At 55.5% G+C, this 24,121-nt stretch carries 18 protein-coding genes; 9 read left to right on the top strand and 9 right to left on the bottom strand.

The annotated features are described in order from the left end of the window. Positions 1–205: 205 nt before the first annotated feature. Together A3850_RS00720 and A3850_RS00715 are read right to left on the bottom strand one after the other, a co-directional pair. Positions 206–2,638, bottom strand: a complete 2,433-nt coding sequence (locus A3850_RS00720; protein ID WP_068212885.1) for a TonB-dependent receptor domain-containing protein — start codon at positions 2,636–2,638, stop codon at positions 206–208. 177 nt (positions 2,639–2,815) lie between these two features. Further along, a complete protein-coding gene (locus A3850_RS00715; protein WP_068212883.1) occupies positions 2,816–3,814 on the bottom strand; it encodes a sugar phosphate nucleotidyltransferase in 999 nt (332 codons plus the stop codon). Between the two features lie 175 nt (positions 3,815–3,989). Here A3850_RS00715 and A3850_RS00710 point away from each other — a divergent pair, with 175 nt between their 5' ends. Together A3850_RS00710 and A3850_RS00705 are read left to right on the top strand one after the other, a co-directional pair. Next, on the top strand, positions 3,990–5,243 hold the full coding sequence (locus A3850_RS00710) for a hypothetical protein (protein WP_068212880.1): 1,254 nt from the start codon (positions 3,990–3,992) through the stop codon (positions 5,241–5,243). A 12-nt stretch (positions 5,244–5,255) separates the two neighbouring features. Further along, positions 5,256–5,831, top strand: coding sequence for a hypothetical protein (locus A3850_RS00705; protein ID WP_082921541.1), 576 nt, complete (start codon positions 5,256–5,258; stop codon positions 5,829–5,831). Between the two features lie 49 nt (positions 5,832–5,880). Here A3850_RS00705 and A3850_RS00700 read toward each other — a convergent pair whose 3' ends face one another. The 3 genes from A3850_RS00700 to atpD form a co-directional block, all read right to left on the bottom strand. After that, positions 5,881–6,132: a hypothetical protein gene (locus A3850_RS00700; protein ID WP_068212874.1), complete on the bottom strand. Its 252-nt coding sequence runs from the start codon at positions 6,130–6,132 to the stop codon at positions 5,881–5,883. Positions 6,133–6,255: 123 nt separating this feature from the next. After that, on the bottom strand, positions 6,256–6,567 hold the full coding sequence (locus A3850_RS00695) for a F0F1 ATP synthase subunit epsilon (RefSeq protein WP_068212873.1): 312 nt from the start codon (positions 6,565–6,567) through the stop codon (positions 6,256–6,258). Between the two features lie 66 nt (positions 6,568–6,633). Beyond that, positions 6,634–8,148 (bottom strand): F0F1 ATP synthase subunit beta, encoded by a 1,515-nt coding sequence (atpD, locus tag A3850_RS00690; RefSeq protein WP_068212870.1) that lies wholly within the window; start codon positions 8,146–8,148, stop codon positions 6,634–6,636. A 211-nt stretch (positions 8,149–8,359) separates the two neighbouring features. Between atpD and A3850_RS00685 the strand changes: the two genes are divergently transcribed. Both A3850_RS00685 and A3850_RS00680 read left to right on the top strand, forming a co-directional pair. Then, positions 8,360–8,779, top strand: coding sequence for a thioesterase family protein (locus tag A3850_RS00685; RefSeq protein WP_068212866.1), 420 nt, complete (start codon positions 8,360–8,362; stop codon positions 8,777–8,779). Then, complete coding sequence (locus A3850_RS00680) at positions 8,760–9,764, top strand: YihY/virulence factor BrkB family protein (protein WP_068212863.1); 1,005 nt, start codon at positions 8,760–8,762, stop codon at positions 9,762–9,764. The genes A3850_RS00685 and A3850_RS00680 overlap by 20 nt, the downstream gene beginning before the upstream one ends. 111 nt (positions 9,765–9,875) lie before the next feature. On the opposite strand, the gene A3850_RS00675 is transcribed toward A3850_RS00680, so the two are convergent. Continuing rightward, a complete protein-coding gene (locus A3850_RS00675; protein WP_068212860.1) occupies positions 9,876–10,991 on the bottom strand; it encodes a serine hydrolase in 1,116 nt (371 codons plus the stop codon). Between the two features lie 106 nt (positions 10,992–11,097). Further along, positions 11,098–11,424, bottom strand: a complete 327-nt coding sequence (gene trxA / locus A3850_RS00670) for a thioredoxin (RefSeq protein WP_068212857.1) — start codon at positions 11,422–11,424, stop codon at positions 11,098–11,100. A gap of 127 nt (positions 11,425–11,551) precedes the next feature. On the opposite strand from trxA, the gene A3850_RS00665 reads away from it, so the two are divergent. Beyond that, positions 11,552–12,616 (top strand): DUF3810 family protein, encoded by a 1,065-nt coding sequence (locus tag A3850_RS00665; protein WP_068212854.1) that lies wholly within the window; start codon positions 11,552–11,554, stop codon positions 12,614–12,616. Positions 12,617–12,856: 240 nt separating this feature from the next. Here A3850_RS00665 and A3850_RS00660 read toward each other — a convergent pair whose 3' ends face one another. Beyond that, positions 12,857–16,255, bottom strand: coding sequence for an ATP-dependent helicase (locus A3850_RS00660; protein ID WP_068212850.1), 3,399 nt, complete (start codon positions 16,253–16,255; stop codon positions 12,857–12,859). Between the two features lie 243 nt (positions 16,256–16,498). On the opposite strand from A3850_RS00660, the gene rfbD reads away from it, so the two are divergent. Continuing rightward, positions 16,499–17,359 (top strand): dTDP-4-dehydrorhamnose reductase, encoded by an 861-nt coding sequence (gene rfbD, locus A3850_RS00655; RefSeq protein WP_068212847.1) that lies wholly within the window; start codon positions 16,499–16,501, stop codon positions 17,357–17,359. A gap of 19 nt (positions 17,360–17,378) precedes the next feature. Here rfbD and A3850_RS00650 read toward each other — a convergent pair whose 3' ends face one another. Next, on the bottom strand, positions 17,379–19,580 hold the full coding sequence (locus tag A3850_RS00650) for a DUF6851 domain-containing protein (RefSeq protein WP_068212844.1): 2,202 nt from the start codon (positions 19,578–19,580) through the stop codon (positions 17,379–17,381). Positions 19,581–19,889: 309 nt separating this feature from the next. Between A3850_RS00650 and A3850_RS00645 the strand changes: the two genes are divergently transcribed. The 3 genes from A3850_RS00645 to A3850_RS00635 all read left to right on the top strand — a co-directional run bounded on the left by A3850_RS00645 (position 19,890) and on the right by A3850_RS00635 (position 24,120). After that, a complete protein-coding gene (locus A3850_RS00645) occupies positions 19,890–21,608 on the top strand; it encodes an RluA family pseudouridine synthase (protein WP_231915262.1) in 1,719 nt (572 codons plus the stop codon). A 71-nt stretch (positions 21,609–21,679) separates the two neighbouring features. After that, positions 21,680–22,225 carry an NUDIX hydrolase gene (locus tag A3850_RS00640; protein WP_068212841.1) on the top strand — a complete coding sequence of 182 codons (546 nt, stop codon included), beginning with the start codon at positions 21,680–21,682 and terminating at the stop codon, positions 22,223–22,225. 323 nt (positions 22,226–22,548) lie between these two features. Beyond that, the gene (locus A3850_RS00635; RefSeq protein ID WP_157500790.1) at positions 22,549–24,120 is read left to right on the top strand and encodes a T9SS type A sorting domain-containing protein; all 1,572 of its coding nucleotides are present in this window, start codon (positions 22,549–22,551) and stop codon (positions 24,118–24,120) included. Position 24,121 lies beyond the last annotated feature (1 nt).

Raw genomic sequence — 24,121 nt, 5'->3', positions numbered from 1 at the left:
ACTGATAATGGATTTAAGAGAGCTTGTCACCTTCCATAGTTAGGATCCCTTTTCCTGTGGACACCTATCTCTTTACGAGGTAAGTCTCGTGTTGAAGGGGCCCAATCCGTTATTGCTTAATCCAAATTACTTGCCCCTTAGTTGGTACCCGCGGCAGCGCCCACCGCCGGAGGCAGCACCGTAATGAAAAACTAGGGTGACGGACTTACTGCCCAGCCCGTTGTGCTTCCTTGCCGAGACCCGTGTCGCGACGGCGTGATTTGACCTTTTGGTTACCGAAATTGTAGGAGAGCGCGAGGGCGACGTTGCGGCTGTCCCACCGCCCGCGGCCGGTGCCGACCTGGCCGTTGAAGGAAGAACCGCCCTTGAAACCCTGGGTCCAAAAGATGTCGTTGGCGGAGAGTTTAACGTTGAGTTGGTCGTTGAGGAAGCGGCGCTGGAAGCCAAAATTGACCTGGTAAATGGGCTCGTATTCAAACACGCCACCCCACACGCCGGGGCCAGAGTAGAAGCCGCTGAGCTCCGCCGTGATCTTCGCGGGCAGCGTAAAGGTGTGCTGAGTAAAGCCGTTGTAGGTGAATACCTGGACGTCAACGCTGCCGTTTTCGCCGTAGTCCGCCTGGTTATTGATGTGGGCGGCGTTGATATTGAAAAAGGCGTTCCACCACTTGGTCACGGTAACGGGAATACTCGCGTTGAAACTGACGACGGTATTGCTCGCCAGGTTGTCCCAACTGATGAAGCCAGCGCGATCGTCTTCGGGGTCCGGCCCGATCAACCGGGTGATTTGATTAGAGGTCTCGCTGAAGGCCAGCTTGAAGTTGTAGCGGTAATTGAGGGTGTAGCCCAGTTCGATATTATCGACGATCTCCGGCTGCAAGTCAGGATTGCCCAACTCGAAACTGAGCTGGGAAATCTGGTTGCGGAAGGGATTGAGTACGTTGTAATCCGGCCGGTTGATGCGGCGGGAATAATTGAGCGCGAGGGTATTCCCCTTCTGCTGGTTCAGCGCGTAGGTCAGGCCGGCGGAGGGGAAGAAACTGAGGTAATTTAGTTGGACGGGGTCCGCTTCCTGGCTATTGAAGGTGGTCAAGTCTCCTTCCGCGTCCGTTTGCTCGGTACGCAGGCCGGCGCTGTAACTCCATTTTTCGTTGAATTTATTCTGATAACTGAGGTAGCCCGCGTAAACGTTCTCCGTGTAATCAAATAAATTTGATTTATCGTCATTTCGGATGGGGCTGCCCGTAGGGAGGTCGAAGAATAAAAAAGTGTTATTGGTACTCACCCGGCTGAGGCGAATGCCGGCCCCAAACTGACCACCGGCCAGCGGCTGTTCGTAGTCGGTTTGGAAGGTATAAATATCGATATCGCGCGGGGTGTCAAATTCGTTGACAATTTCCGTAAGCACTTCGCCGGATGGCGAAAAGTAAACGTTCGGCTGGGTGCGGACCGAAGTATTGCGAAAGCGGCCGTAGTCCAGGTCGACGTTCAGGCTTTTATCCTTATCGATATCGTAGCGGTAGTTGAGGTTGTAGGTGGTTTGGTCGCGCGTATCGTCCGCCACGGAGTTGGCGACCAACACGCTATCTACGGGTTGGCCAATGGCGGCGATGCTGACGTTGGAAACGTTTGCATTGACACCTTCCTGCGTCAGGCCGTTAATGAGGAACCCGACCGTATGTTTTTTACTGAGGAAAAAATCAGTACCGAAGCGGTAATTAACGTTATTCCAGGTATTGTTGAAACGCGTACGCTCGATGGTCTCCAACTCGTTTTGTTGGGTGACGAAATTAAATACATTGAAATTCTCTCCGTCCACGAATCCTACCGAGCCGAAGGTGTTTAATTTGCTGTTTCGGTAATTACCAGTTACGCTGCCGTTGATGCGGTTGTAAAATGCCTGGGTGGCGGTAAAATTAGCCGAGCCATTAGCGCCCTCGTTCTCATTTTTTACGAGTCGGATGTCGATAATTCCGGCATTCCCTTCGGCCTCGTACTTAGCGCCGGGGTTAGTTATGATATCGATGCGATCAATCTGCTCGGCGGTAAGGCTGCGCAGGTAGCCGGATAGTTCGTCGCCCGAAAGTGGGGAGCGTTTACCGTCGATGTACACCAATACCCCGCTGCGGCTCAGCACGTTGATATTGTCGTTATTATCGATCGTCACGCCCGGGGCCTTGCGCAGCAGGTCGAGTCCGTTATCGCCCACTGCATTGATTGTTCCCTGCACGTTGAAAACCGTCCGGTCGGGTTTCACCTCCACCATGGCGCGTTTGGCAACGACGGTGGCTTCGGCCAGTTCCACGGCGGCGGGTGCCATTTTGAGTACTTCAAGGTCGTTCATACCGGCGGTGACGGTCAGTTCCCGGTTCAGGTCCGGTGCCCCGAGGTAGCTGGCCGTGAGGACGTAGTCTCCGGGTTGTACGTTGACGATGCGAAAAAGCCCGGCGTCGTCGGTCGTCTCTACCTTTACGAGGTTAGAATCGGCGTACAAGGCCACGTTGGCGTAAATGACGGGTAGGTCGTCAGCATCAACGAGCAGCCCTTTAATTTCGCCGTTCTGGGCGCTGACGCTGGTGCAGAGGAAGAGGGCGAGGAACAATAAAAATGCGGTGGGTAGGCAACGGCGGTTGAGCATGGTTAAGGCTGGCTGGTGGGTAATGCGCCGTAAAGATGGGTGGAATTGGCCTGCCCGGCTAGCTTTGGTGGTGGTTTATGGACGTATGGGTGGGGATTTTCGATGAATGGGGTTTTGGGGGTCTAATTTAACCACACAATCCAATGGGACTTTAACAATTATTGAATTCCCAACCCCTCAAGCACTAAAATCAATCTCCGTATTATCCCCAATATTCAAGCTCTGCTGTAGCCCACCGATGCTGGCGTCATTACCCACCACGGAGTTGCGCAAAACGATATCGTGAATGGTCGCAAACTCCCCAATGATGGAATCGCTAACAATAGCGTGCTCCAATTTGGTATTCGCGCCCAGGGTCACGTAGGGGCCGACGATGGAGTTGCTCAACTGGCAACCCGGGCCAATGTGGACGGGGTGAATGATGATGGAATTATCAAAGGGTGGGGGATCTTCCGTGGCAAATCCCTCCCGGGCCAGGAAGTTGGCGTTGGTTTCGAGCAGGACTTCTCGCCGGCCGCAGTCGAACCAGTTGTCTACGGGGATGGGCTTCAGCGTCGTGCCCCATTCGTGCATCCGGGAGAGGGCATCCGTGAGGGGGTACTCACCAATACTGCGGATCTCGTTCTCCAGGTTGTGGGCGCAGGCCTCGATGAATTGCTCGACCTCCCTGATCTTGTAGCAACCCACCATCGCCAGGTTCGACTTGGGGATGGTCGGTTTCTCAATGAGCGCACGGATGTTACCGTCGATGTCTAAATCCACCACCCCAAACTTGCGGGGGTCACTGACGGTCTGCACGCCGATGCAGGAGGTTGGGCAGTCCTTAAAGGCCTTCAAATCCGCGTCGATGATGGCATCGCCAAAAAAGATCATGATCTCGTCGGCGTCGACGAAGTGGTCGCGGGCCAACCAAATGGCGTGGGCGGAGCCGATCCGTTCTTCCTGGTTGACGAACTTGGTATCAACGTTCGGGTAGGTGCGTTCAATGTACTCCCGGATCTTCTCACCCAGGTAACCGATGATGAAAATGAAATCCTCCACGCCCAACTCAATCAACTGGTCTACGATGTAGCTGATGATGGGCTTACCGGCCACGGGAATGAGCGGCTTCGGTTGCGTGTAAGTGAGGGGGCGCAGGCGCGTGCCCTTGCCGGCCACGGGGATGATGGCTTTCATGGCGGGAAGATAGGGACGGTCGGGGGAATGCACTCACTTCATCGGCCCCGAAGCCGACGGGTATTTGCTTAACTTGGGGCAGTCGCACAACCGTCTGTCTTACCGCCTTCCGATACCAAGCGATAATTGATGCCGCGATACCTAACCCCATACCTAAATCCCAAGTCACTTATCCATGCGAATCATTTTTTCCTTGCTGCTCGTAAGCTGCATTACTGCGGTGTATCCCCTTTGCGCACAATCCAACTGGCAGCCCGGATCCATTACCCTACTTAATGGCGAAACTTTAGCCGGAGACATTGACGACCGCGACTGGCTCACCGAAATCCGGAACGTCAGCTTTCGCACGACAGCATCGGATAATCAGGGCCAGAACTACGACGTCAAGGACTTGGACGGGTTTTCAGTGGGGACGGATCGCTACTTGGTGCGGCAAGTGACGTTTAACGATTCGCCCCGCACCATAGATAAATTAGTGGCGCAAGCCCAAAGGACTACCCGTACTACCACGCTTGCGCTGCAACAACTTACGTCGGGGGAGCCTGCGTTGTACCGTTACATTGCTAGGAACGGCGATTATCACTTCTTCATTAATAAAGACAATGCACCACTTGAGAACTTGACCTACGGAAAGTACCGGCGCTACACCGCTGACAATGATATGCAAGTCATCGAGGACAACAGTTTTCGAGGGTTGCTATTATCGGAGTTCACGGATTGCCAAACTACCGCTCAAGTCATTACGACTACCACGTATACAACTCAGTCATTAACTGAGCTCTTCAATGCCTACTACACTTGTACAAATCAAGAACTGGCGGAGGTCGAGCCAAAATTACCTCGTCACAGAATCCTGGGGTTGGCAGCAGGTGTTCGTTTTGTTGATGTAAGTGGAAGGAAATTTGTCCGGGACAATTTAATCGAGACCGACTTACAGCCCTACTTCGTTACCGGGGCGTATTTCCTCTATTACCCTAGGAGTAAGAATAGGGCTCTGGCTTTTAAAACTGGGCTACTGTACGGGCAATACACTATTGTTGAAGGCGTCAGAGAAACTCCCAATTCAAGGTTGACCTATACAAACGAAACCGGCAGGCTTGATGTGGCATTAGGAGCGCGCTTAAAGTTGAATAATGGCCGCATTCCATTGTTTATCGAGGCCAGTTTTCTTACTAGGCTGTATGTAACCAACATCGAAACGGCTACTCGCAGCTTTATGATCAGCAGCCGACCAGATGAAGTCTTCACAGAAGACCTGGACGTCACCGATGACAGAGAAGGTGCTGTGTTTCTGATTGGCGTTGGAGCTAATTTCCGCAGGTTCGAAATACAGATCAACCGAACGGCGGATAATATTATTGGTAGCTTTTTGCACCAAACTACAATTACGGTTGGCTATGATATCGCAAGGTCTAAGAATAAAAATTAGCCAGACCCTATCATGAAAAAAGCCGCCCTACTCCTAGCCTCCCTATTCCTAGGCTACCAGTCCTTCGCATTGGTGCACAGCTTATCGGACTTGACGTGGAACAGTTGGTGGCTGACCCTTCTCATGCCGGTTCTCCTCAACCTGTTCGTCACAGGTACTTTTGCCTTTGCGGGGTTTGCTCTGCCTACCCACCGATTATTGCCCGAAGCTTATTATCACGTACGGTCACCAAAGCAACTGCTACGATGGTGCCAACGGCTCGGTGTGGAGCAATTCCGCCAGTTTCTATTAGCTACCTTTTGGCGGGATCGGAAGCAGCAAGCTAAGTACTTCGACGGGACGATTGCCGGGGTAGGGCACTTGGATCAGGAAAGCAGGAAGTCAGAGTTTGGCCACTTACTGCCGCTCCTCATTATTTCCGGGGTAGTCGTCTATTTGTTTGTGCTTGGCGCAGTAGTCCCGGCGCTGGTTACGCTGGTAATCAACGTGATCTTCAACTTTTACCCCATTCTACTGCAGCGGCACCACCGGATGCGGATCCAGCGAATGATGGATATTCACCAGCGTAGAGCGCAACGTAAGCCTTGAAGTACAGACGAACTGCCGTGAACTATGCGTCTATAGTACTTAGGGTTCATTAGGCTAACGTCCGCCGCCGCCCTAAGCCTCGGTAGATGACGTATCCGAAAATCCCGCCCATGATGACCATTCCGAGCATGCTACCAAAAGGTACGCCTACGGGGCCCTGGTTAACGTAGAAAAGCCCGTGCTCGAAGCCTTCCTGCGTAATCTCGGCGGTTTGGAACCGGACGAATAGATAAGAAATCAAATTCAGGGCCATCAGACCAATGACGGCCGCACCGGCGGCTTTAAGTAGTAGAGATCCCATAATTACACGCTTTTATCTCAAAAGGTGAGGGCAAGGGCAAAAGTTCGGCGTACAAAAAATCCCGTCCGGCACGGGGCCGAACGGGATGGAAGATGTCTATTAATGAGATACGATACAGTAGTACTACCGCATGTTGCGGGCGCCCTGTACGAGTAGGTTCACGGTATTGTTCAGGACTTCCACGAAACCACCGTCAATAGTGAAGGACATGTTGTTGCCAACTTGCGTACCGTCGACTACGGCTTTAGCATCCTCGTCAAAGTAACGGTAACCCGCAGCGGAAGGCAGCAGCGTTACCTTACCACCCGTGAGGGCGGAGACGAGCGGCGCGTGGTTTTCCATCAATTGAAAAGAGCCTTCCACACCGGGTAGTGTCACGCGGCTAATAGTGCCGGTAAAAATGGTGCGGTCTGGGGTAAGGACGGAAATAGTCATGACTTAATTAGTATGGAGTTGCGAGAGGGCGAGTTGCGGGAATCAATTTGCAACTCATAACTGTCTTTATTCAGCCGAAGCCAATTCCTTCTCGCCTTTGGCAATCGCATCTTCGATGGTACCAACGAGGTTGAAGGCGTTCTCAGAGTACTTGTCCACCTCACCGTCAAGGATCATGTTGAAGCCTTTGATGGTATCCTTGATGTCTACGAAAACACCCTTGAGGCCAGTGAACTGCTCAGCAACGTGGAAAGGCTGAGAAAGGAAACGCTCCACGCGGCGGGCGCGGGAAACGACGAGTTTGTCCTCTTCGCTCAGTTCGTCAAGGCCAAGGATGGCGATGATGTCCTGCAGGTCTTTGTAACGGGCCAGGATGTTGATCACGCGCTGGGCCGTGTTGTAGTGCTCGTCACCAATGATGGCGGGGTCGAGGATCCGTGAGGTAGAATCCAGTGGGTCTACCGCGGGGTAGATACCCTTCTGGGCAATCTTACGGTTGAGTACCGTCGTCGCGTCAAGGTGAGCAAACGTGGTGGCGGGGGCGGGGTCCGTCAAGTCATCCGCGGGTACGTATACGGCCTGTACGGAGGTAATGGAACCACGCTTGGTGGAGGTAATCCGTTCCTGCATCAGACCCATCTCAGTCGCTAGCGTTGGCTGGTAACCTACGGCGGAAGGCATCCGGCCCAAAAGGGCAGATACTTCAGAACCGGCCTGGGTGAAGCGGAAGATGTTGTCTACGAAGAAGAGGATATCACGGCCACCGGTCGGGTCACTGAGGTCACCGTCACGGTAGTACTCGGCAATCGTCAGTCCGGAAAGGGCAACTCGGGCACGGGCGCCGGGAGGCTCGTTCATCTGTCCGAAAACGAAGGTCGCCTTGGACTCTTCGAGTTCTTTCATGTCTACTTTGGAAAGGTCCCAACCACCTTCTTCCATGTCGTGCATGAACTTCTCGCCGTAGCGGATGATGTTCGACTCGAGCATTTCGCGGAGGAGGTCATTACCCTCACGGGTACGCTCACCGACACCGGCGAATACGGAGATACCTTCGTAACCTACGGCGATGTTGTTGATCAATTCCTGAATCAGTACGGTCTTACCTACTCCGGCACCACCGAAAAGACCAATCTTTCCACCCTTGGTGTAGGGCTCGATCAGGTCGATCACCTTGATACCGGTGAAGAGGGGCTCCCGGTCCGTAGCCAACTGGTCGAAAGCAGGTGGCTGGTTGTGGATCGGGCGGGCGTTGTCACCCTTCGGTACGGCGGGCATACCGTCAATTGGCTCACCCACTACGTTGAACAGGCGGCCTTTGATGGCATCACCTACGGGCATCGCGATGGCGCGGCCGGTGTCGGTAGCTTCGGTGCCACGGGTCAGTCCGTCAGTCGCTTCCATGGCGATGGTGCGAACGGAATCCTCACCCAGGTGCTGCTGCACTTCGAGGATGATCTTTTCACCGCTCGGACGGGTGATTTCAAGGGCGTTGAGGATGGCGGGAAGTTCTGCGCCTTCGCCGGCGAAACTTACGTCAACGACGGGGCCGATGACCTGCTTTACTTTACCGATATTTGCCATAGGACGATTGTTGGTAATTCTGGAGTGCTAATTGAGCCGCAAAAGTACGATCTTTTAGGTTCTAAGCAAAGACTTTCGCCGCGTCTTTCTTTCCTTACAATAATTTCATTCCCGTCCCATTTCTTTGCACCTGCGGCAGCGCCCTATTTAGTCTGTAGTCTATAGTCTGTAGTCTTCAGTCTCCCAGCTACAGACTATAGACTACAGACTAATGACTTACAATACTTCCTACCGCGTCACCTACGCCGATACCGACCAAATGGGCTACCTCTACCACGGCAACTACGCGACGCTGTACGAGATCGGCCGGACGGAGATGCTGCGCGACCTGGGCCTGAGCTACGCGGGCATGGAGCGGGACCACGGCGTGGGGATGCCCGTGATGTCGCTCAATCAACGCTTCGTGCGGCCGGCACGTTACGATGAGGTCCTCACGATCATCACTACCTTGCGCCACCTGCCGGGCAGAACGATCACGTTCCACGTAGAGATCAAAAACGCGGCCGGCAAGCTGGTCAACGGTGGTTCCGTTAAATTGTGCTTCGTTGAGACCAGCGGCGGGCGCTCCGTCCCCTGCCCGGACTATCTGCTAAAAAAATTGCAGCCCCATTTTGAAGATCAACCTGCCTGACTTCGAGAGCATCAAGCTCTACTTCACCGAGCACCCCTTCGTGGTCGGGTTGCTGAAGTACAGTAAGGAGAACTCTTTCATCGGCTTCGACGGCGTGCCGATCTACGACGTGGTCGTTTTTACCTACAATGAGTTATTGCGGGACGACCTCTTCACCCGGGCCAATTCCGTCGCCTTTAGTTTCTTCCTTTCCCTCTTTCCCTCGCTGTTGACGCTCTTCACCCTGCTACCTTTTGCGCTGGACGTGATGGTGATCGTCTTCCCCGAACTGGGAGATTTCAATACGGCGATGTACGAGGAGATCAAACGCATCATGCCGGGCCAAGCGGGAGACATCGTGTTCGGCTTCGTGCAGGAGATCACCAACCAGCCCAAGTTAGGATTGCTGAGCTTCGGTTTTTTGCTGGCCATTTACTTTTCCTCGAACGGTATGATCGCCCTCATGCAGGCCTTCGAGAAGAGTTACGTGCGGGTCTTCAAGCGGCGGAACGTGCTGCGCAAGCGCCTCGTCGCTACGGCACTCACTTTCCTAATTGGTCTCTTCATTGTGGCCAGCACCGTGCTCGTCATTCTCGGCAATTCCATCATTGAGTGGATGACGGACGCGGCGGGAATCGGTGCTTTCACGACCTTCCTGGTGAACGTCCTGCGCTGGTTCATTATGCTCTTGTTGTACTACGCCATCATCGGTTCCCTCTACCGTTTTGGAGCATCGACGATCAAGCGTTTCAGTTACTTCAGCCCCGGGGTGACGCTGGCCACCGTGCTCTCCCTAGCCACCTCGGTCGCCTTCAGTTTCTACGTGGACGGCTTCAACCGCTACGACACCTACGCCAAGTTCTACGGCTCCATTGCCACCATCATTATCATCATGCTGTGGCTGCAGCTCAACGCGCTCATCCTCATCATCGGCTTCGAGTTGAACGCGGCGATTGCGGTGCGGCGAGATCTGACGCAGTTGCCGGAGGAGTTGGAGGAGGAGTGAGGAGTTGCGAGTATAAAGTAGCGAGTATAAAGTTGCGAGTATCGAGTACTCGACACTTGCAACTCGCAACTTGCAACTCGCAACTCGCTACTTGCAACTCGACACTCGCAACTAAAATACTCCCCCCACCAACCGCCGCAACACCTCCGCATAAACCTCGTACTTCGGCACCGCCGGGTTCCCATCCACCCCCTGCCGCACGATGACCAGGTTCCAGGCCGGGATGATCAGGCAAACATTATGGTTCAATCCGGACGTGAAAGCCGCGGCCACCGGCGCATCCTTTCCTTCGTTGATTACCCACCAGTTGTAGCCGTAGCGTCCGGTTCCATCGGTGCTTTTCCGGTCCGTGTCGGCTAGTTTGACCTCCGGGCCTACCTGGTTTTGCGTAGCCGTTGCCGCCCAGCCTGCAGGTAGGATTCTTTCGCCGTCCCAAACGCCGTCGTTGAGCATCAGCCAGCCGAAGCGGGCCTGTTCGCTGGCGGACATCCGCAGCCCGGTCCCGCCAAAATTTATGGGGACGCCGTCCACATCTTCCTCTCCCCACCACGGGCGCTTTTCGATGCCAATTTTGCGGAAGACACGCTCATCGAGGTAATCATTCAGGGAAGTATCGGCGGCGGCGGTGAGGGCGCGGCCGAGCATGATCATCGCTTCGTCCCAGTAGGTGTATTCCGTTCCCGGAGCGAATAGGGGAGGGGCGGGTAAGTAGGGGGTTGCGGACCAATCTTCACTCACGTCACCCGGCCAGCGGGTAGCACCTTTGGCGTTGTAGCCGCTCGTCATCGTCAGGAAGTGGCGATAGGTGGCATCGGGGTATTGCTCCTGAAGCAGGGGTTCGTGGTCGGCTACCGCTTGGTCCAGGCTCAGGATGCCTTCGGCTTCCATCAGCCCCACGGCGGTGCTGGTGAAGGATTTCGTGCAGGACCAGATATCGTGCACTTTATCGATCGAATCGCCCGCCCAGATGAGGTAGCCGTTACGGATGACCAGGGTTTCGGTGAGACTGTCGCCTTTGCAGTGGTTTTGCAAATAGGCAAGGGCATCACGCAGGGCGGCCGAGTTGACTCCTTGCTCCTCTGGGCTGCTTTCGGCCCAGCCTGCTCCGGGAAACACAGTCGCCGCCACGGTGTCAGATGAGGGGGCTGCGTCTTTGTCCGGCGAAGAACCACAACTGCTGATGACCAGTAATCCAAGGAAAAGTAGGGGGATAAGGAGCCAGCGCATCACAATAGTTTTTCGTGAAGATCACAAAAAAAGCCCCGACACTTTGCAGTATCGGGGCTTTCCTTTGGTGCGGTCCCGTTGGGACAGGGCTACAATTATAGCTGCCTTAGACGGCCGCGAGTTGGGCTTCGATCTTCTCCGCGAGGGCGGCCTTGGTGGCTACGCCTACGTGCTTGTCCACCACTTCGCCGTCCTTAATGATGAGGATGGTGGGGATGGAGCGTACGCCGTACTTGGCGCTGAGTTCGGAGTTTTCGTCGACGTCAACCTTACCGATGAGGGCTTTGCCTTCGTATTCGGTGGCGAGTTCTTCAACAACGGGGCCGATCATGCGGCAGGGGCCACACCATTCCGCCCAGAAGTCGACGAGCGCTACGCCGCCTTTATCGATTACGTTTTCCTGGTAGTTTGCGTCGGTTAGTTCAAAAGCCATTATAGAGGAGTTTTATGTTCGTTGCGCGATTTGCACGGGGATACAACACTCCGGCAATAATCATAGTTTAATGCCGTACCCGCCCCGCGTGCGGAGTGACGTTTCCCGACACCCAAAACCTTTCCGTGTGACCCTCCGCCGGTACGCCCCGTCCGCCCTCCTTCTCGTCTTGCTATTACTGCGTTGGCTCCTTCCCGCGGCTGCCATCGAGGCGGTTTATAGCCGCGGCTTTTTCGTCGCGTTTCGGTCGGTTTGGGATTACACTTTGCCCCTGTTACCCATCCCCCTCTTCTACGTTTTTTGGCTGGCCGTCATTCTTTTTTTGGCGCTGTCGCTGGTGCGATGGAAGAAGGCAAGAAAGGCCGGAAGACCCGCCTGGAAGCCACTGGGTGTCCGTCTGTGGAATGCGGTAGCCCTGTTGATCTGCGTATTCCTGTTGGCCTGGGGATTCAATTACGGTCGATTGCCGGCAGAGGAACAAATTGGTTTCGAACGGTACCAACCAACCTTGGAGGAGCTCCGCACCCGCGTCCACACGGAAGCCGCCGAACTCGCTCAACTGAGGTCCCGGATATCCAGCGACACTTCTGCGCTGGAGGCAACCACCTTACCCACTGACCTGGAATCCCGCGTCCGCGCCCTGATGCAAGACGCGTTTACACAACACGGCTACCCCGCACCGGGTAAACCCCGCGCCCGACAACTGAAACCGCAAGGCATTTTGCTCCGCTGGAGTACCGCCGGCGTCTACTGGCCCTGGGCCGGCGAGGCCAACATCGATGCCGGTCTTTACCACCTGCAAAAGCCCGCCGTGATGGCCCACGAATTCGCCCACGCCTACGGGATAGGTGGCGAAGGCGCCTGCACCTTCTGGGCCTGGCTGGGCGGCAAAGAAGCGCAGGACCCCTACCTCGCCTACGCCTTCAAATTGGCCTACTGGCGCCAGATCGCCGGCCGCCTCCGCCAGGCCGAACCCGACGCCTACACCACCTGGCGCGCCAAAAATCTGGACCCTGGCATCCGCAACGACCTCGCCGCGATCTACGCCAATGGCGCGAAGTACCAAGACATCGCCCCCGTCGTCCGCGACCTCACCTACGACGCTTACCTCCGCACCCAGGGCGTGCACGGCGGCATTGCGAATTACGGGACGGTGGTGCAGATGGTGGAGGGCTACCGGAGAAAGGAGTAGCGCTGTTTTCCGAGGGGCGAAAAGGGAGGATAATAGGGAAAAGGAGGACGCTGCAGCACGTTGTTTTCCTAGGGGCGACAAAGAAGGATAAGAGGGAAAAGGAGGACGCGACAGCGCGCTGTAACACGCTTCTCAATCCTCTCTTCCGCCTTAATCTCCTTTGCGAAACCACCAGCGAAGCTGATTCTGTGCCGCCCCCCTTATCCTCCTTTTCCTTCCTTGGCTTCTTGCAGAAAACAGTCAACCCTCCAAGTAATTTAACAAGTGTGAGTACACCACACTCTGCCGCAACACATCCGGGCACCCCACCATCACCAAATGCTCCTTCGCCCGCGTGATGGCCACGTTCAGCTTTCGGTCCACCCCCTCATCGCTGAGCTGGGAAAGCATGTTGATCTGATTATCCTCGTTCGTGCATAGGGAGATGAGGATGATGCGCTTAGCGCCCCCCTGGTACCGCTCCACCGTATCTACCTGGTAATGATCCGCGTTTAGATCTGCTTCGTGGAGGGCACGGCGGATGTGCGCAATCTGGGCCCGGTAGGGAGTGATGATGCCGATGTCGTCCGGCTGAATGGGTTGGTCGGTGCCGGCGTACAAAGCGGTGAACTGGCGGATGAGCGAGACCATCATTTTCGCCTCGTGGCTATTGACTTTCGGGTCCGGATTGTCCACATCCCGGTCCGTAGGGATGAACAGAAAACGGCTTTCGGTGAGCCGGCGCTGGATATCACCCACCGGTAGATCCGGCGCGCAGCTGAGGGCGAGCGGGAGTTGCTGAGTCAGCGAATGGCCAATATTATCCGGTAGGATCCGCAGCCCGCCCTGGTAGAAATGGGCGGCGGGGTAGGCCATGATGTCCTGGTGCATCCGCCCCTGGTGGCTGAGTTGGTCGTAGGCCCAATCCCAACCTTTTTCCTTGGCGGTGAGGTAGAGGCGTTCGAAGAGAGAATTACCCAGGCTCTTGAGCCCGATGCCGCGAAGTTTTTCGTCGCGAACGGCAGTGCCGAATTCTCCCTGTTGCACGACGGCCGGCAACTGTTTGTGGTCGCCGATGAGAAGCGCCTTTTTGGCGCGGGGGAGTAGGCCAGCGAGCAATGGCTCCAGGATCTGACTGGCTTCATCCACGATGATCCGGTCGAATTGCTTGAGTTGGAAGAGATCGTTTTTTCCGGCCACACTAGCCACAGTACTCACGAAAATGCGGGTGGATTCGATCATGCCCCGTAACTCGGAGCGCCGCGTTACGGCTGCTGACCGCGAACTCAATAAACGGTCGCGGAAAGCCTCGCCAGCCCCCAACGAACTGCCGATTCGGATATAGTTGGTGAAGGGCTCACCCTCCGGCGTAAGGATGCATTCGATGCTCTCGCAGATCTCGTCGACGGCCCGGTTGGTGTAGGCTACGAGGAGGAGACTTTCCTGGGTATTATCTAGCAGATACTTGACAAGGTGGTGGAGCATTTTGCTCGTCTTTCCCGTACCCGGAGGCCCCCACAGTAGGAAGTAGTCCTCGGCAGGAATGATCTTTTGCAGGATCTTATTTTGCTCGTCGGTCAGGCTATCCGCGATGGGATCGGGGAGGGGTTCGGAGGGGCGGGGGGCTTCCAACCCCAGCCACTGGTTACGGAGCTGTTGCCCCGCCGTCGCCCAGGTGAAGAGACCTTTATAGTGGTTGCGGAAACTGCTGTCGAGGATGTCCTTTTCGATACTCCAGTAGCCGTCTCCCCGGTAACTCCGGTCGTTGAGTTGCTGGCTGCGGAGGCGGAGCTCTACCGTGGTCGGCGAAACCGAGAGAATGGAACCCTTGTGGACCTGCGACCGCACGGCGTCCTCCCGACTCGCCGTTTGCTCGGCGGTGGCGTAGAGGGCGACGAGGTCACCTTTTCTGAACTTGACGAGGCGTTCATCCGCCTCCGGGCGCCGCAGCGTAAGGGTAGCGCCATCCGGATTATAATGGTCGAAGCGTAGTCCGTCCAGCAGTTCGAAACGCTCGATCTTTTCGTCGCGGGTATCGAGCCAGAGGGAGGCTAGGCCGTTGATGCCATCCAGCCCTTGCTCACCGGTTTTGGAAAGCTGTTGCTCCCGGGCGATGAAGCCGAGATAGGCACCGAAGTAGCGCTTCTCCAGGTCGGATAGGGTAGCAAAGATCTCCAGTACGTGGTTGTGGTCCCGCAGGGAGAAGCCACTCATGTTGGGAAAGAGGGCGGGCCGTAAGCGACCGATGAGTTTGGTGGTGGCCCGGGCGAGATCGTCGTCGGGGTCCGTACCGAGTTTGGCGACGAGCATCTCGACGCCGATGAGCTTGTTGCGGGCGGCGATGGCCTCCAGTTTTTGGAACTTTTCCGGTGGGGCGTACTTCAGGCCGTTGTCGTAATCAATACTGTAGAGGATGTAACTACTCACGTTGGCCCCCTTGCCCAGGGCCTTGTTCACCATCAGATCGTAGAGCAGCGTCTGGATGTAATTGGTGTGGTTGATCTTGTGCTTGTTCTGCTTCCAGGGCTTGCTGGTCTTCAGCTCGACAATGGTAGTTTGCCCGCCTTCTTCAGCAGCCGTCTGCAGGACGTCAAGTCGCCCCTGCACCCCGTACGTCGGGCTGAGGAAGGAAGGTTCCAGCAGGATATTCTCCCGTTGCACGTTGATACCGGCCAGACTTTCCTTCACGAACTTGCGGACGGAAAGATAGTGGTGCTTAAGGTCCTCCAGCAGCTTGCGGATGTCGTGGTCTTCGTACAGGCAGAGCCCGAGGGGCTGGATTTGGAAGATGGTCTCGATGAGCTGTTTAAAGGTCACGTCCGGATTTTCGACCAGTTTATCCAGGAAGTAGTTTACGAGGTTTCCCCGCATCAGGGGTAGCTTCTGCTCGTAGGGGAGGAACTTCTTGGCCATCGCCGTCCAGGGCTGGTAGGAGGACTGCCCGTCGAAGGACTCTGCGACGGAAGTGACGTCCACCAGGTAGTCCGGGTGGACGACAATTTGCTCCGGGTACAGCGCCGCACCGGCCCGCAGCTGGGTGTTGATGAGGTTCAGCGTGACCGGTACCCCACAGACTTTGCGGACAATGGCGAGGGCTTCCCCCACCATTTTATTGGTCACTTCTTCGCTGCCAAAGGGGATGACGTAGGTCCGTTCCGGCCGGGCTTCTTCCTTGACGGTCAGGGTCTCTTCCTCCTCATCAAAGTCAACGGCGACCACCCGGAGGAAGGGAAGGAAGGCCTTTACTTCCGGGCGTGCGTACTGGAAAGGGTAGGGGGTGTCGAGGTAATTCGTCCACTCCTCCGGTACCGACCCGCCGAAGAGCGCCCGCGTCAGTTCAATGGCGACGCGGAAACCGGTAAAAATATTCTTGCCCCGTTCGGCGGTCGGTAGGTCCTGCATCTTGCGGGTCCGGAACTTCCGCTCCTGAAAGATGTGCCGGGGATTGATGCCGTACTTATGCGCCGCGTAGGAGATCCGGGCGTAGGTCGTGGAGAAATTAAAGTTGTCGTCCTTCGTCGCTTGCTCAAACTGATCGAGGTGCAGCAACTTGAGCGCGCGGACGCGGTCTTCCGCATCGAACGCCGCGTTGTCCCGGATGGCCAGCAGGCGACGGTAGTAGTGTTTGCGGAGGGCATCATTCTTGGGGTCGGGGTTCATACGCGGTGCTGGGGAAGGTCGGGGAAGCGGGTAGGTCATGCCATCCACCTCGCGCCAAAGCCAGGGCTACAAATAACCAAAATTTATTGCGAAGTCCGGTACTTAATTGAAGGCTCTCGGGGACCACGAATAATCATTCGCCGGTATCAAGCCCTAACTACCGCCTACGCTTAACCTATTCATTATCTCACCCGTTCTTCCGGTACCTCAGCCAACCAACCTACCGACTTCTATCCCTTACGAATGAAAAGAATTATGATCTGCGGCGGCGGCGGCCAACTCGGCCAAAAACTCATCGGTGCCGCCCGCGCTTTTCCGGATGACGACCTCCGCATTTTCTCCTACAACCGCTCCACGCTCGACATCACCAAACCGGCCGACCTCCGTGCCGCCCTCGACGAAGCTAAACCCGATGTCTGTTTCAACGCCGCTGCCTACACGGCCGTCGACCGCGCCGAAGCGGAGGCCGCCAAGTGCCGCGCCGTCAACGTGGATGGCGCCGCCAGATTAGCCTCCGCCTGCTACGGTCGCAACATCGGCTTTGTCCACTTCAGTACGGATTACGTTTACGATGACGGTTACAACCGCCCCCTCCGCGAAGGCGACCGCACGTTGGGTACCAGCGTCTACGCCCGCACCAAACTGGAAGGGGAGAACGCCGTAATGAAGGAACACCCCGACGCCTACATCATCCGCACCAGTTGGGTCTACGCCGAATACGGCCACAATTTCGTCCGGACGATGCTCCGCCTCGGCAAGGAAAGAGAATCCCTCGGCATCGTGTCCGACCAGATCGGCAGCCCCACCTACGCGGCCGATCTCGCCGCGGCCGCCATCAAATTAGCGGAATCGAAAGCCGAACCCGGCGTCTACAACTTCTCCAACAGCGGCGTCGCGAGCTGGTACGATCTGGCCCACGCCGTCTTCGAAATATCCGGCACGGATTGCCACCTCAACCCCATCCGTACCGAACAGTACCCCACGCCGGCAAAACGCCCCAGCTACTCGGTACTCGATACCACGAAGATTGCGGAGATCACTGGTCCACCGAGAAATTGGCGGGAGGCTCTAAAAGAATGTTTGGTAAAGTTGGAAACGCTGTAGCCAGCAAGTAACTACCCGACTACCTAACTATAACCTTAACCGCCACCTCCCCCTCAATACTAAGGATATACATCCCCGCAGCAAGCCCCTCAGTAGAAAGCGTCCCCGCCGTACTCATTACCGAACTTCGCACTCGCTTACCCACCGCATTGAACAGGTCAACATTGACGTTCCGGGCGATAGACTCATCGCCAGCACGTAAACGAATAAAGTCTCCGCTCGTCACCGGATTAGGGTAAACGGTAAACGCCTCTTTCTCCTCAGTTGGCTCCCCGACGTTCGTAATCGGTTCCGCAAACAAGTCCCGCGCAAACTCAATCGCGTCGTCCGCTACGATTAGTCCAACGCGGCGGCCCGGCGCATCGTCGACCGGCGGGTGGATGCCACCCCAGATGCGGCTTAGGGAAGTCTCGTTCGCGGCGTCGCGGTAGGTCGCCCATTGCAACTTCACCGTCACGCTCGGTCCCTGCTCAAATACGAGGAAGGAATCTTTCTCCGCGATGAATTCACCCACGCCACCGGGGAAGTAAGCCGAACCAGTCACCTCCTCCAGTACGGAGGCCGCCGCTGCGCTGAAGGTTGAGTGGCCGGAAACGTAGCCCGCAAAACTGGGCGTCACGAAATTCGGCCGTTGGTAGGGGTACCAGAGGGTAGGGTTGATCCAAGCCACGCCGGCAACGTCGGTAGCCGGGTCGCTAATGGCATCCGGACCGATCCAGCCCCGCGCCTGCACCTGTGCCAACAGGCTGGAGTTTTGTAGCTCGCCGGGAGCTGTCAAAGGTTCCACCAACCCCTCCTGCAGGTTGAATCCAAAAATGCTGTAGTTGGCCCCGTCCGGGTCCGTACACTGCCCGTTGCTGGCCATCCATCGGATAGCGGAGATGGGCCGGATGTAATCGTAGGCGCCCTTAATGGACCATGCGCTGATGGCCGCATCGTGCATCGCGCCACCCAGTGTGAGGTAGGCTTTCACGTCGTATTCCAGGGCGGGTAATTCGGCGCCCTGGCCGTAGAGTTTGCGTTCGAAGAGCGGGTGGTCCATCACCCCGTTAAAGATGTCGAACCAGTGGCCGGGCGGGGTTTCGCTGTCGGGTCCATCCGCCCAAAATTCCGCCAGTACCCGGGCGTAATCGCCGCGCGGGACGACGTTCGGCGGGTAAGGCTGGCCCGTCACCGGATTTACGTCGTGACCGTTCGAGCCCGCCACGCCACCTTCCGGCAGGTAGAAAGCGCGGTACTCGGCAAAGGTCGTCGGGAAGTCCCTCTGGAGGTTGCCACGAGCGCCGGGGGAGATGTCCCACATCACGCCGTCAGTCGGGTCCAGGTGCGATGACCAGTGCAGTACTTTGGAGAAATTCCAGCGGTATTCTTCCAGCCCGTTCGTGTCCTGCCGCGTAAACAGCGCGGGTGGCCCGGGGTCGTGGTAGATGTATGAGGAACCAAATTGATTATCGGGGTTCACCCGCCGCCGATCGTCCGGGCCCATCGCGAAGGGCGTCACTTCGCCCCATTCCGCACTCAGAAAATCCAGTGGCCCGCCACTGATGACGTTGCCGGATTGGTCGACGACCGTCCCCGGAAACTGCAGCGATTGCCACCGCGTCGGGTCCATCAATTGAAAAATCGAGAACACATTCGTGAATTGTAGCGGCGGATTGAAAGGAGCGGGGTAGCGCAAATTCGCGTACTGGTTCGCCTCGTTGGCGCCGTCACTCAGGCCGAAAGAAATGATCTGTTCCGCCACGTAATTACCGAGCGCGGCGGGGTCGCCGGAACGATAATCCATACTCGTATTGCCCGGGTTATACCCCAAAAAGAGCATGAGGGCATTAGCGCTGTTCACCGTCTCCCGCCCACCAGGTGAGTCGATGTATCGGTGCCGCAGGATCCGGTATGCCGCAAAACTCACGGCCTCGTCCGCGGCAGCATCCACGTCCCCGTAGTCCGGCACCAACCAGTAATCGATCGGCAAAACATCGTTATTCAGCAGCGCCGGCGTGCCACTCTTGTGCACCAAACTCCAACAGTCATACATCGCCGCCGAGATGTGGTACAAATTCCGCGCGTGCACCGTCGGCCGCGCAAAATCATTCCGGATTGCCTCCAACACCTGCTCGTTCCACTGCCGCGCCACTGAATGATCAGTTTGCGCTGCCGCGGGTGCCAGGAAAAGGGCAAGCAGTATCGCCGTAAACGACAAACGAAGAGTAGAATTAAACATAAAGGATTGTATATAGGAGCGATCGCCGGACCAAAAAATGGGGACAAAAACATCTCAGCCCGTGCACTGGCGAAGTTACCGCCCAACCAACACCGATGTTGTCAAGCATCCGTTAAAAATGGGGATTGGCTACTAACGTAAGACAACCGATCCCGGTAGGGATCACCACGATAGCCCGGACCACGAAGTAGCCGCGCAGCGCATCAGACGAAACCGAAGGTTGAGGCAGATCCCGGGGGGGAGGATGAATATGATAAACCCGGGCAACCCCAAAAATCCATTTGGTCATTACCCACCCCCGAGTGACCTTTGCCCCCAAACCACTCCAACCCCATCATCCTTCCCCTTTTCAAAACCACCTTCCTCCACCCGCTCCCGTCGGACGCCACCCCAACCCCGCCACCCGCCCGGTTCACCTACCCCTTCCACTACGCCCCCCACGAACTGGCGAAGCAGGCCGCGGCCGATCTCCAGCGCCACCTCCTCACCCAAACGGATTGGGACTACAACTTCGGCCTCACCCCGGAAGATGAGCCAGAGGGCCAGGGGAAGATGTTCGGCGTACTCGTCGTGCAGAACCAGGCCGGAGAACTCCACTACCTCGCCGCCTACTCCGGTAAACTCGCCGAATCCAACCACCTCCCCGGTTTCGTACCCCCGGTGTATGACATACTCGACGCGGAGGGCTTCTACAAGGCCGGAGAAAAAGAAGTGAACGCCCTAACCGAAAGGATCGAAACGCTGGAGGCCGCCCCCGTACTCCAGCAAGCCAAAGCGGATTTGCAATTGGCGGAAGAACAATCCGTACGGGAGATCGCGGCGGAGAAATTGGCCCGCAAACAAGCTAAGGTAGAACGTGACCTGCGCCGCCAATCCGCCAGTCATCTGCCCCCCGACGCCCTGAAAGAATTGGAAGAACAATTGGCCCAGGAAAGCGTAACCCGCTCATTCGCTCTCAAGGACCTCACCCGCGCCTGGAAAGAGAAAGTAGCCCGCCTCCGGGAGGAATTACGTAGGCTGCAGGATATGATCACCCAACTCAAGTTGGAGCGGAAAAATATGTCCAACGACCTCCAGGCTCGCATCTTCCAGCAGTACCGATTTCTGGATGCGAACGGAGCCGTACGTGACCTGCTGGACATCTTCGGCGAAACGGTATTCAAAATCCCACCCGCCGGTGCCGGGGAATGCGCGGCACCCAAGCTTCTGCAGTACGCCTACCTTCACGGACTCCAACCCATCGTGATGGCCGAATTTTGGTGGGGTAAATCGCCAAAGTCCGCCGTCCGGAAGCACGGTCGTTACTATCCGGCCTGCCGGGGGAAGTGCCTGCCCATCCTCACTCACATGCTGGTTGGTCTCGATGTGGATCCCAATCCCATGGCCGAAAACCCCGCCGCTGGTAAGGACTTGCCCGTCGTTTACGAGGACGACGACTTGCTCATCGTCAACAAGCCCGCCGGCTTCCTGTCCGTGCCCGGTAAGTTGATTGAAGACTCCGTCCAGAGCCGGATGGAACAACGTTTCCCCGAAGCCCGCAACCACCTCATCGTCCACCGCCTGGACATGAGCACGAGTGGATTGTTGTTGCTCACCAAGAAAAAGGAGATCCACCTGAAACTCCAGCAGCAGTTCTTCAAACGCTCCATCAAAAAGCGTTACGTGGCCTTGCTGGAGTCCGTTCCGGCGCAAACAGAAGGCTTCATCGACTTGCCCCTCGCCGGGGATTTCGAAGACCGGCCCCGCCAGATTGTCGACTTCGAAAATGGTAAAACTAGCCGGACCCGCTTCGCCGTGACGGAAGTCCTCCACGACGGCCGGGCCCGCGTTAACCTCTGGCCCCTCACCGGTCGGACCCACCAGTTGCGCGTCCACTGCGCCCACTATAAAGGACTGAACGCTGCCATCGTCGGCGACGAACTTTACGGCGTAATTGGCGGCCGGCTCTGCCTCCACGCCGAGGAACTCTCCTTTGTCCACCCCGGCACCGGCGAAGAAATGACCTTCCTCGAACCGGCGGAGTTTTAGGGTCGGGGAGAGGAACAGTTTAGTGGTGTACTTGGGAGAGTGGTCGTTCCCAAGCTCAGTATCTTCCCCCAATGAAGAACCCCTGGACTACCCTAACCACCACCGTCCCCTACGACAACCCCTGGATCTCCGTCGAGCACAACGAAGTACTCAACCCCGCTGGTAACCCCGGCATCTACGGCGTAGTCCGCTTCAAGAACCAGGCCATCGGCATCGTCCCGATCGACGAGGATGGCTACACCTACCTCGTCGGCCAGTACCGCTTTGCGACGGGCCGCTACGAATGGGAGATCCCCGAAGGTGGCTGCCCCGTCGGTACGGACCCGCTCGCCACCGCCCAACGCGAACTAAAAGAAGAAACAGGCCTCGTCGCCGAGCATTGGACGCAACTGATGGACTTCTACCTCAGCAACAGCGTCACGGACGAATACGGCGTCGCCTACGTAGCCCGCGGCCTCCGCCAGGAAGCAGCCGAACCCGAGGACACGGAGGAATTAAAACTAAAGCGAGTACCCCTCCAAGAAGCCATCGACATGACCCTGGACGGGCGGATTAAGGATGCGTTGAGTGTGTTGGCTTTGCAAAGGGTGGGGTTGTTGGGTGCAAGGCCAATCTAAATTGATGGAAAATAATTACGACGTAGATCTTTGAGTTTTATCTCTTCGCATCAACCTGATTGTTTGGAAAATTACCGAAATCACTTAGATTGAGCAGCGATTGTAATTGGATGATTGCAGGATGTACTAGGAATTGTAATGAATTTTTCGTAGGTTATTGAGATTCACGGCAACAGCAAACGCATCAATAGATCCGGCCCTAACTATTGCGCGTCGCGTTTTTACACATTTAATTATCAGTCATAGACTACGCAGCTGCGCACGAATCTAAGCTCGTATTTTTTACTAAGCATCGCTACTCTAACAAGCCCGAACTCTCTCGAATGACCATTTCTACTCAATCAAAATTAATTGTTCTTTCAATCGCTTATCTCGCGTTCTTTATCCCTGGCTTATCAGCCCAAAATCAACATGATAATGTTTGGCTTTTTTCGTTACTTAAGAATTCTTCCGAAGTAAATTTCGAGAAAGGATATCCAATAGCTAAGTCAATAAGTTTGCCTACTGAAATTGAATATAGTTCAACCGTTATGTCTGATATCACGGGTGAATTATTATTCTACAGCACAGGATGTGCCTTATTTAATAAGAACCATGAGGTAATTTTGGGGGGAAGTCAGTTGAATGATGGTTCAATTGCGGAGAGTTGGTGTGATGATGATTTCATAAATGACTTTGGATATTTTCCAGGATTTCCTCGCAGCATAATTTCAATAGCTAAGCCACACAGCCATACCGAGTACTTTATCTTTCACCGTTCGACGGATCCAAATGATTCTAGTGCATATCCTCAATTTACTAGTAATAAGTCATATGTGTCAACTGTGGACATGAGCTTAAACCAAGGAAGTGGGGAGGTCACAGAATTGAGAAATCTATATAGTCAGCATTTCAGCGAAGGAGGCCTCAATTTTAACCAACACGCTAATGGTGTGGACTGGTGGATCGTAGATCCACTAGTCGATTCCAATGGGATCGCCGTATTTTTGGTGGACAGCTCCGGAGTCAGGTATAGCCATGATAACGTTATTGGCTTTAAAGATGATGGTCGTACCAATGGTTTTGAACAAAGCATATTTTCTCCGGACGGCAACCTATTTATCCGCCATAACGGTAACATTGGTACGCAATTATTTGATTTTGATCGAGAAACGGGCGCACTGTCTAATTTTCGTCATTTACCAATGCCCATGAATGACCAATTTACTGATAACGATCGTGGGTTCGGAGCGGTGGCGCTTAGCCCTAGTGGTCAGTATCTCTACGTAAGCAATCTAGCACGCCTGTATCAGTACGACCTAAATTCCATGGATATAATTAATAGCCGTATTTTAATCGCTGACTTAGAATACCGTTTAGATCCTACTCAACCGGACGCCAGTTCTACGGGCAGGATGCAATTAGGGCCGGATTGTAAGATATACGTCTTCAGTTTTGCTGGAGAGGATATTCACGTTATTCACGCTCCGAACGAAAAAGGGGCGGCTTGCGATTGGGAGGAAGACGGGTTGATTTTACCACATACATCATTCAGGGATCAGCCCTATTTTCCCGTTTTTCGAATCGGAAGCACTAAAGACCCCATTTCTCCCTGCGTGGACTATTCCGCTGTTTCTACCAGTGAATCGGATCATGCGCGCCAAGTTCAACCCATTGTGAGTGTTGCACCCAACCCAACGTCGGGGCCACTTACGATTACGCTTAGTAAAAGGACCTTGGATAGACACCTCCTCTGGACACTGTACGACGGCAACGGGCGTCAGGTTAAACAAGTGCGGTTCCAGTCCCGCAGCGATCTGACTATTCCTCGTGAAGGACTGGCTAATGGGATCTATTTCTGGCAGTTGTCTGGTCCATCCGGAATCTTGGATCGGGGTAAGGTGATTTATCAGTAGG

This window comes from Lewinella sp. 4G2, from assembly GCF_001625015.1.
Lineage (GTDB): Bacteria > Bacteroidota > Bacteroidia > Chitinophagales > Saprospiraceae > Neolewinella.
The sequence above is the reverse complement of the archived record's forward strand: the minus strand, read 5'-3'. Positions and strand labels throughout refer to the sequence as shown.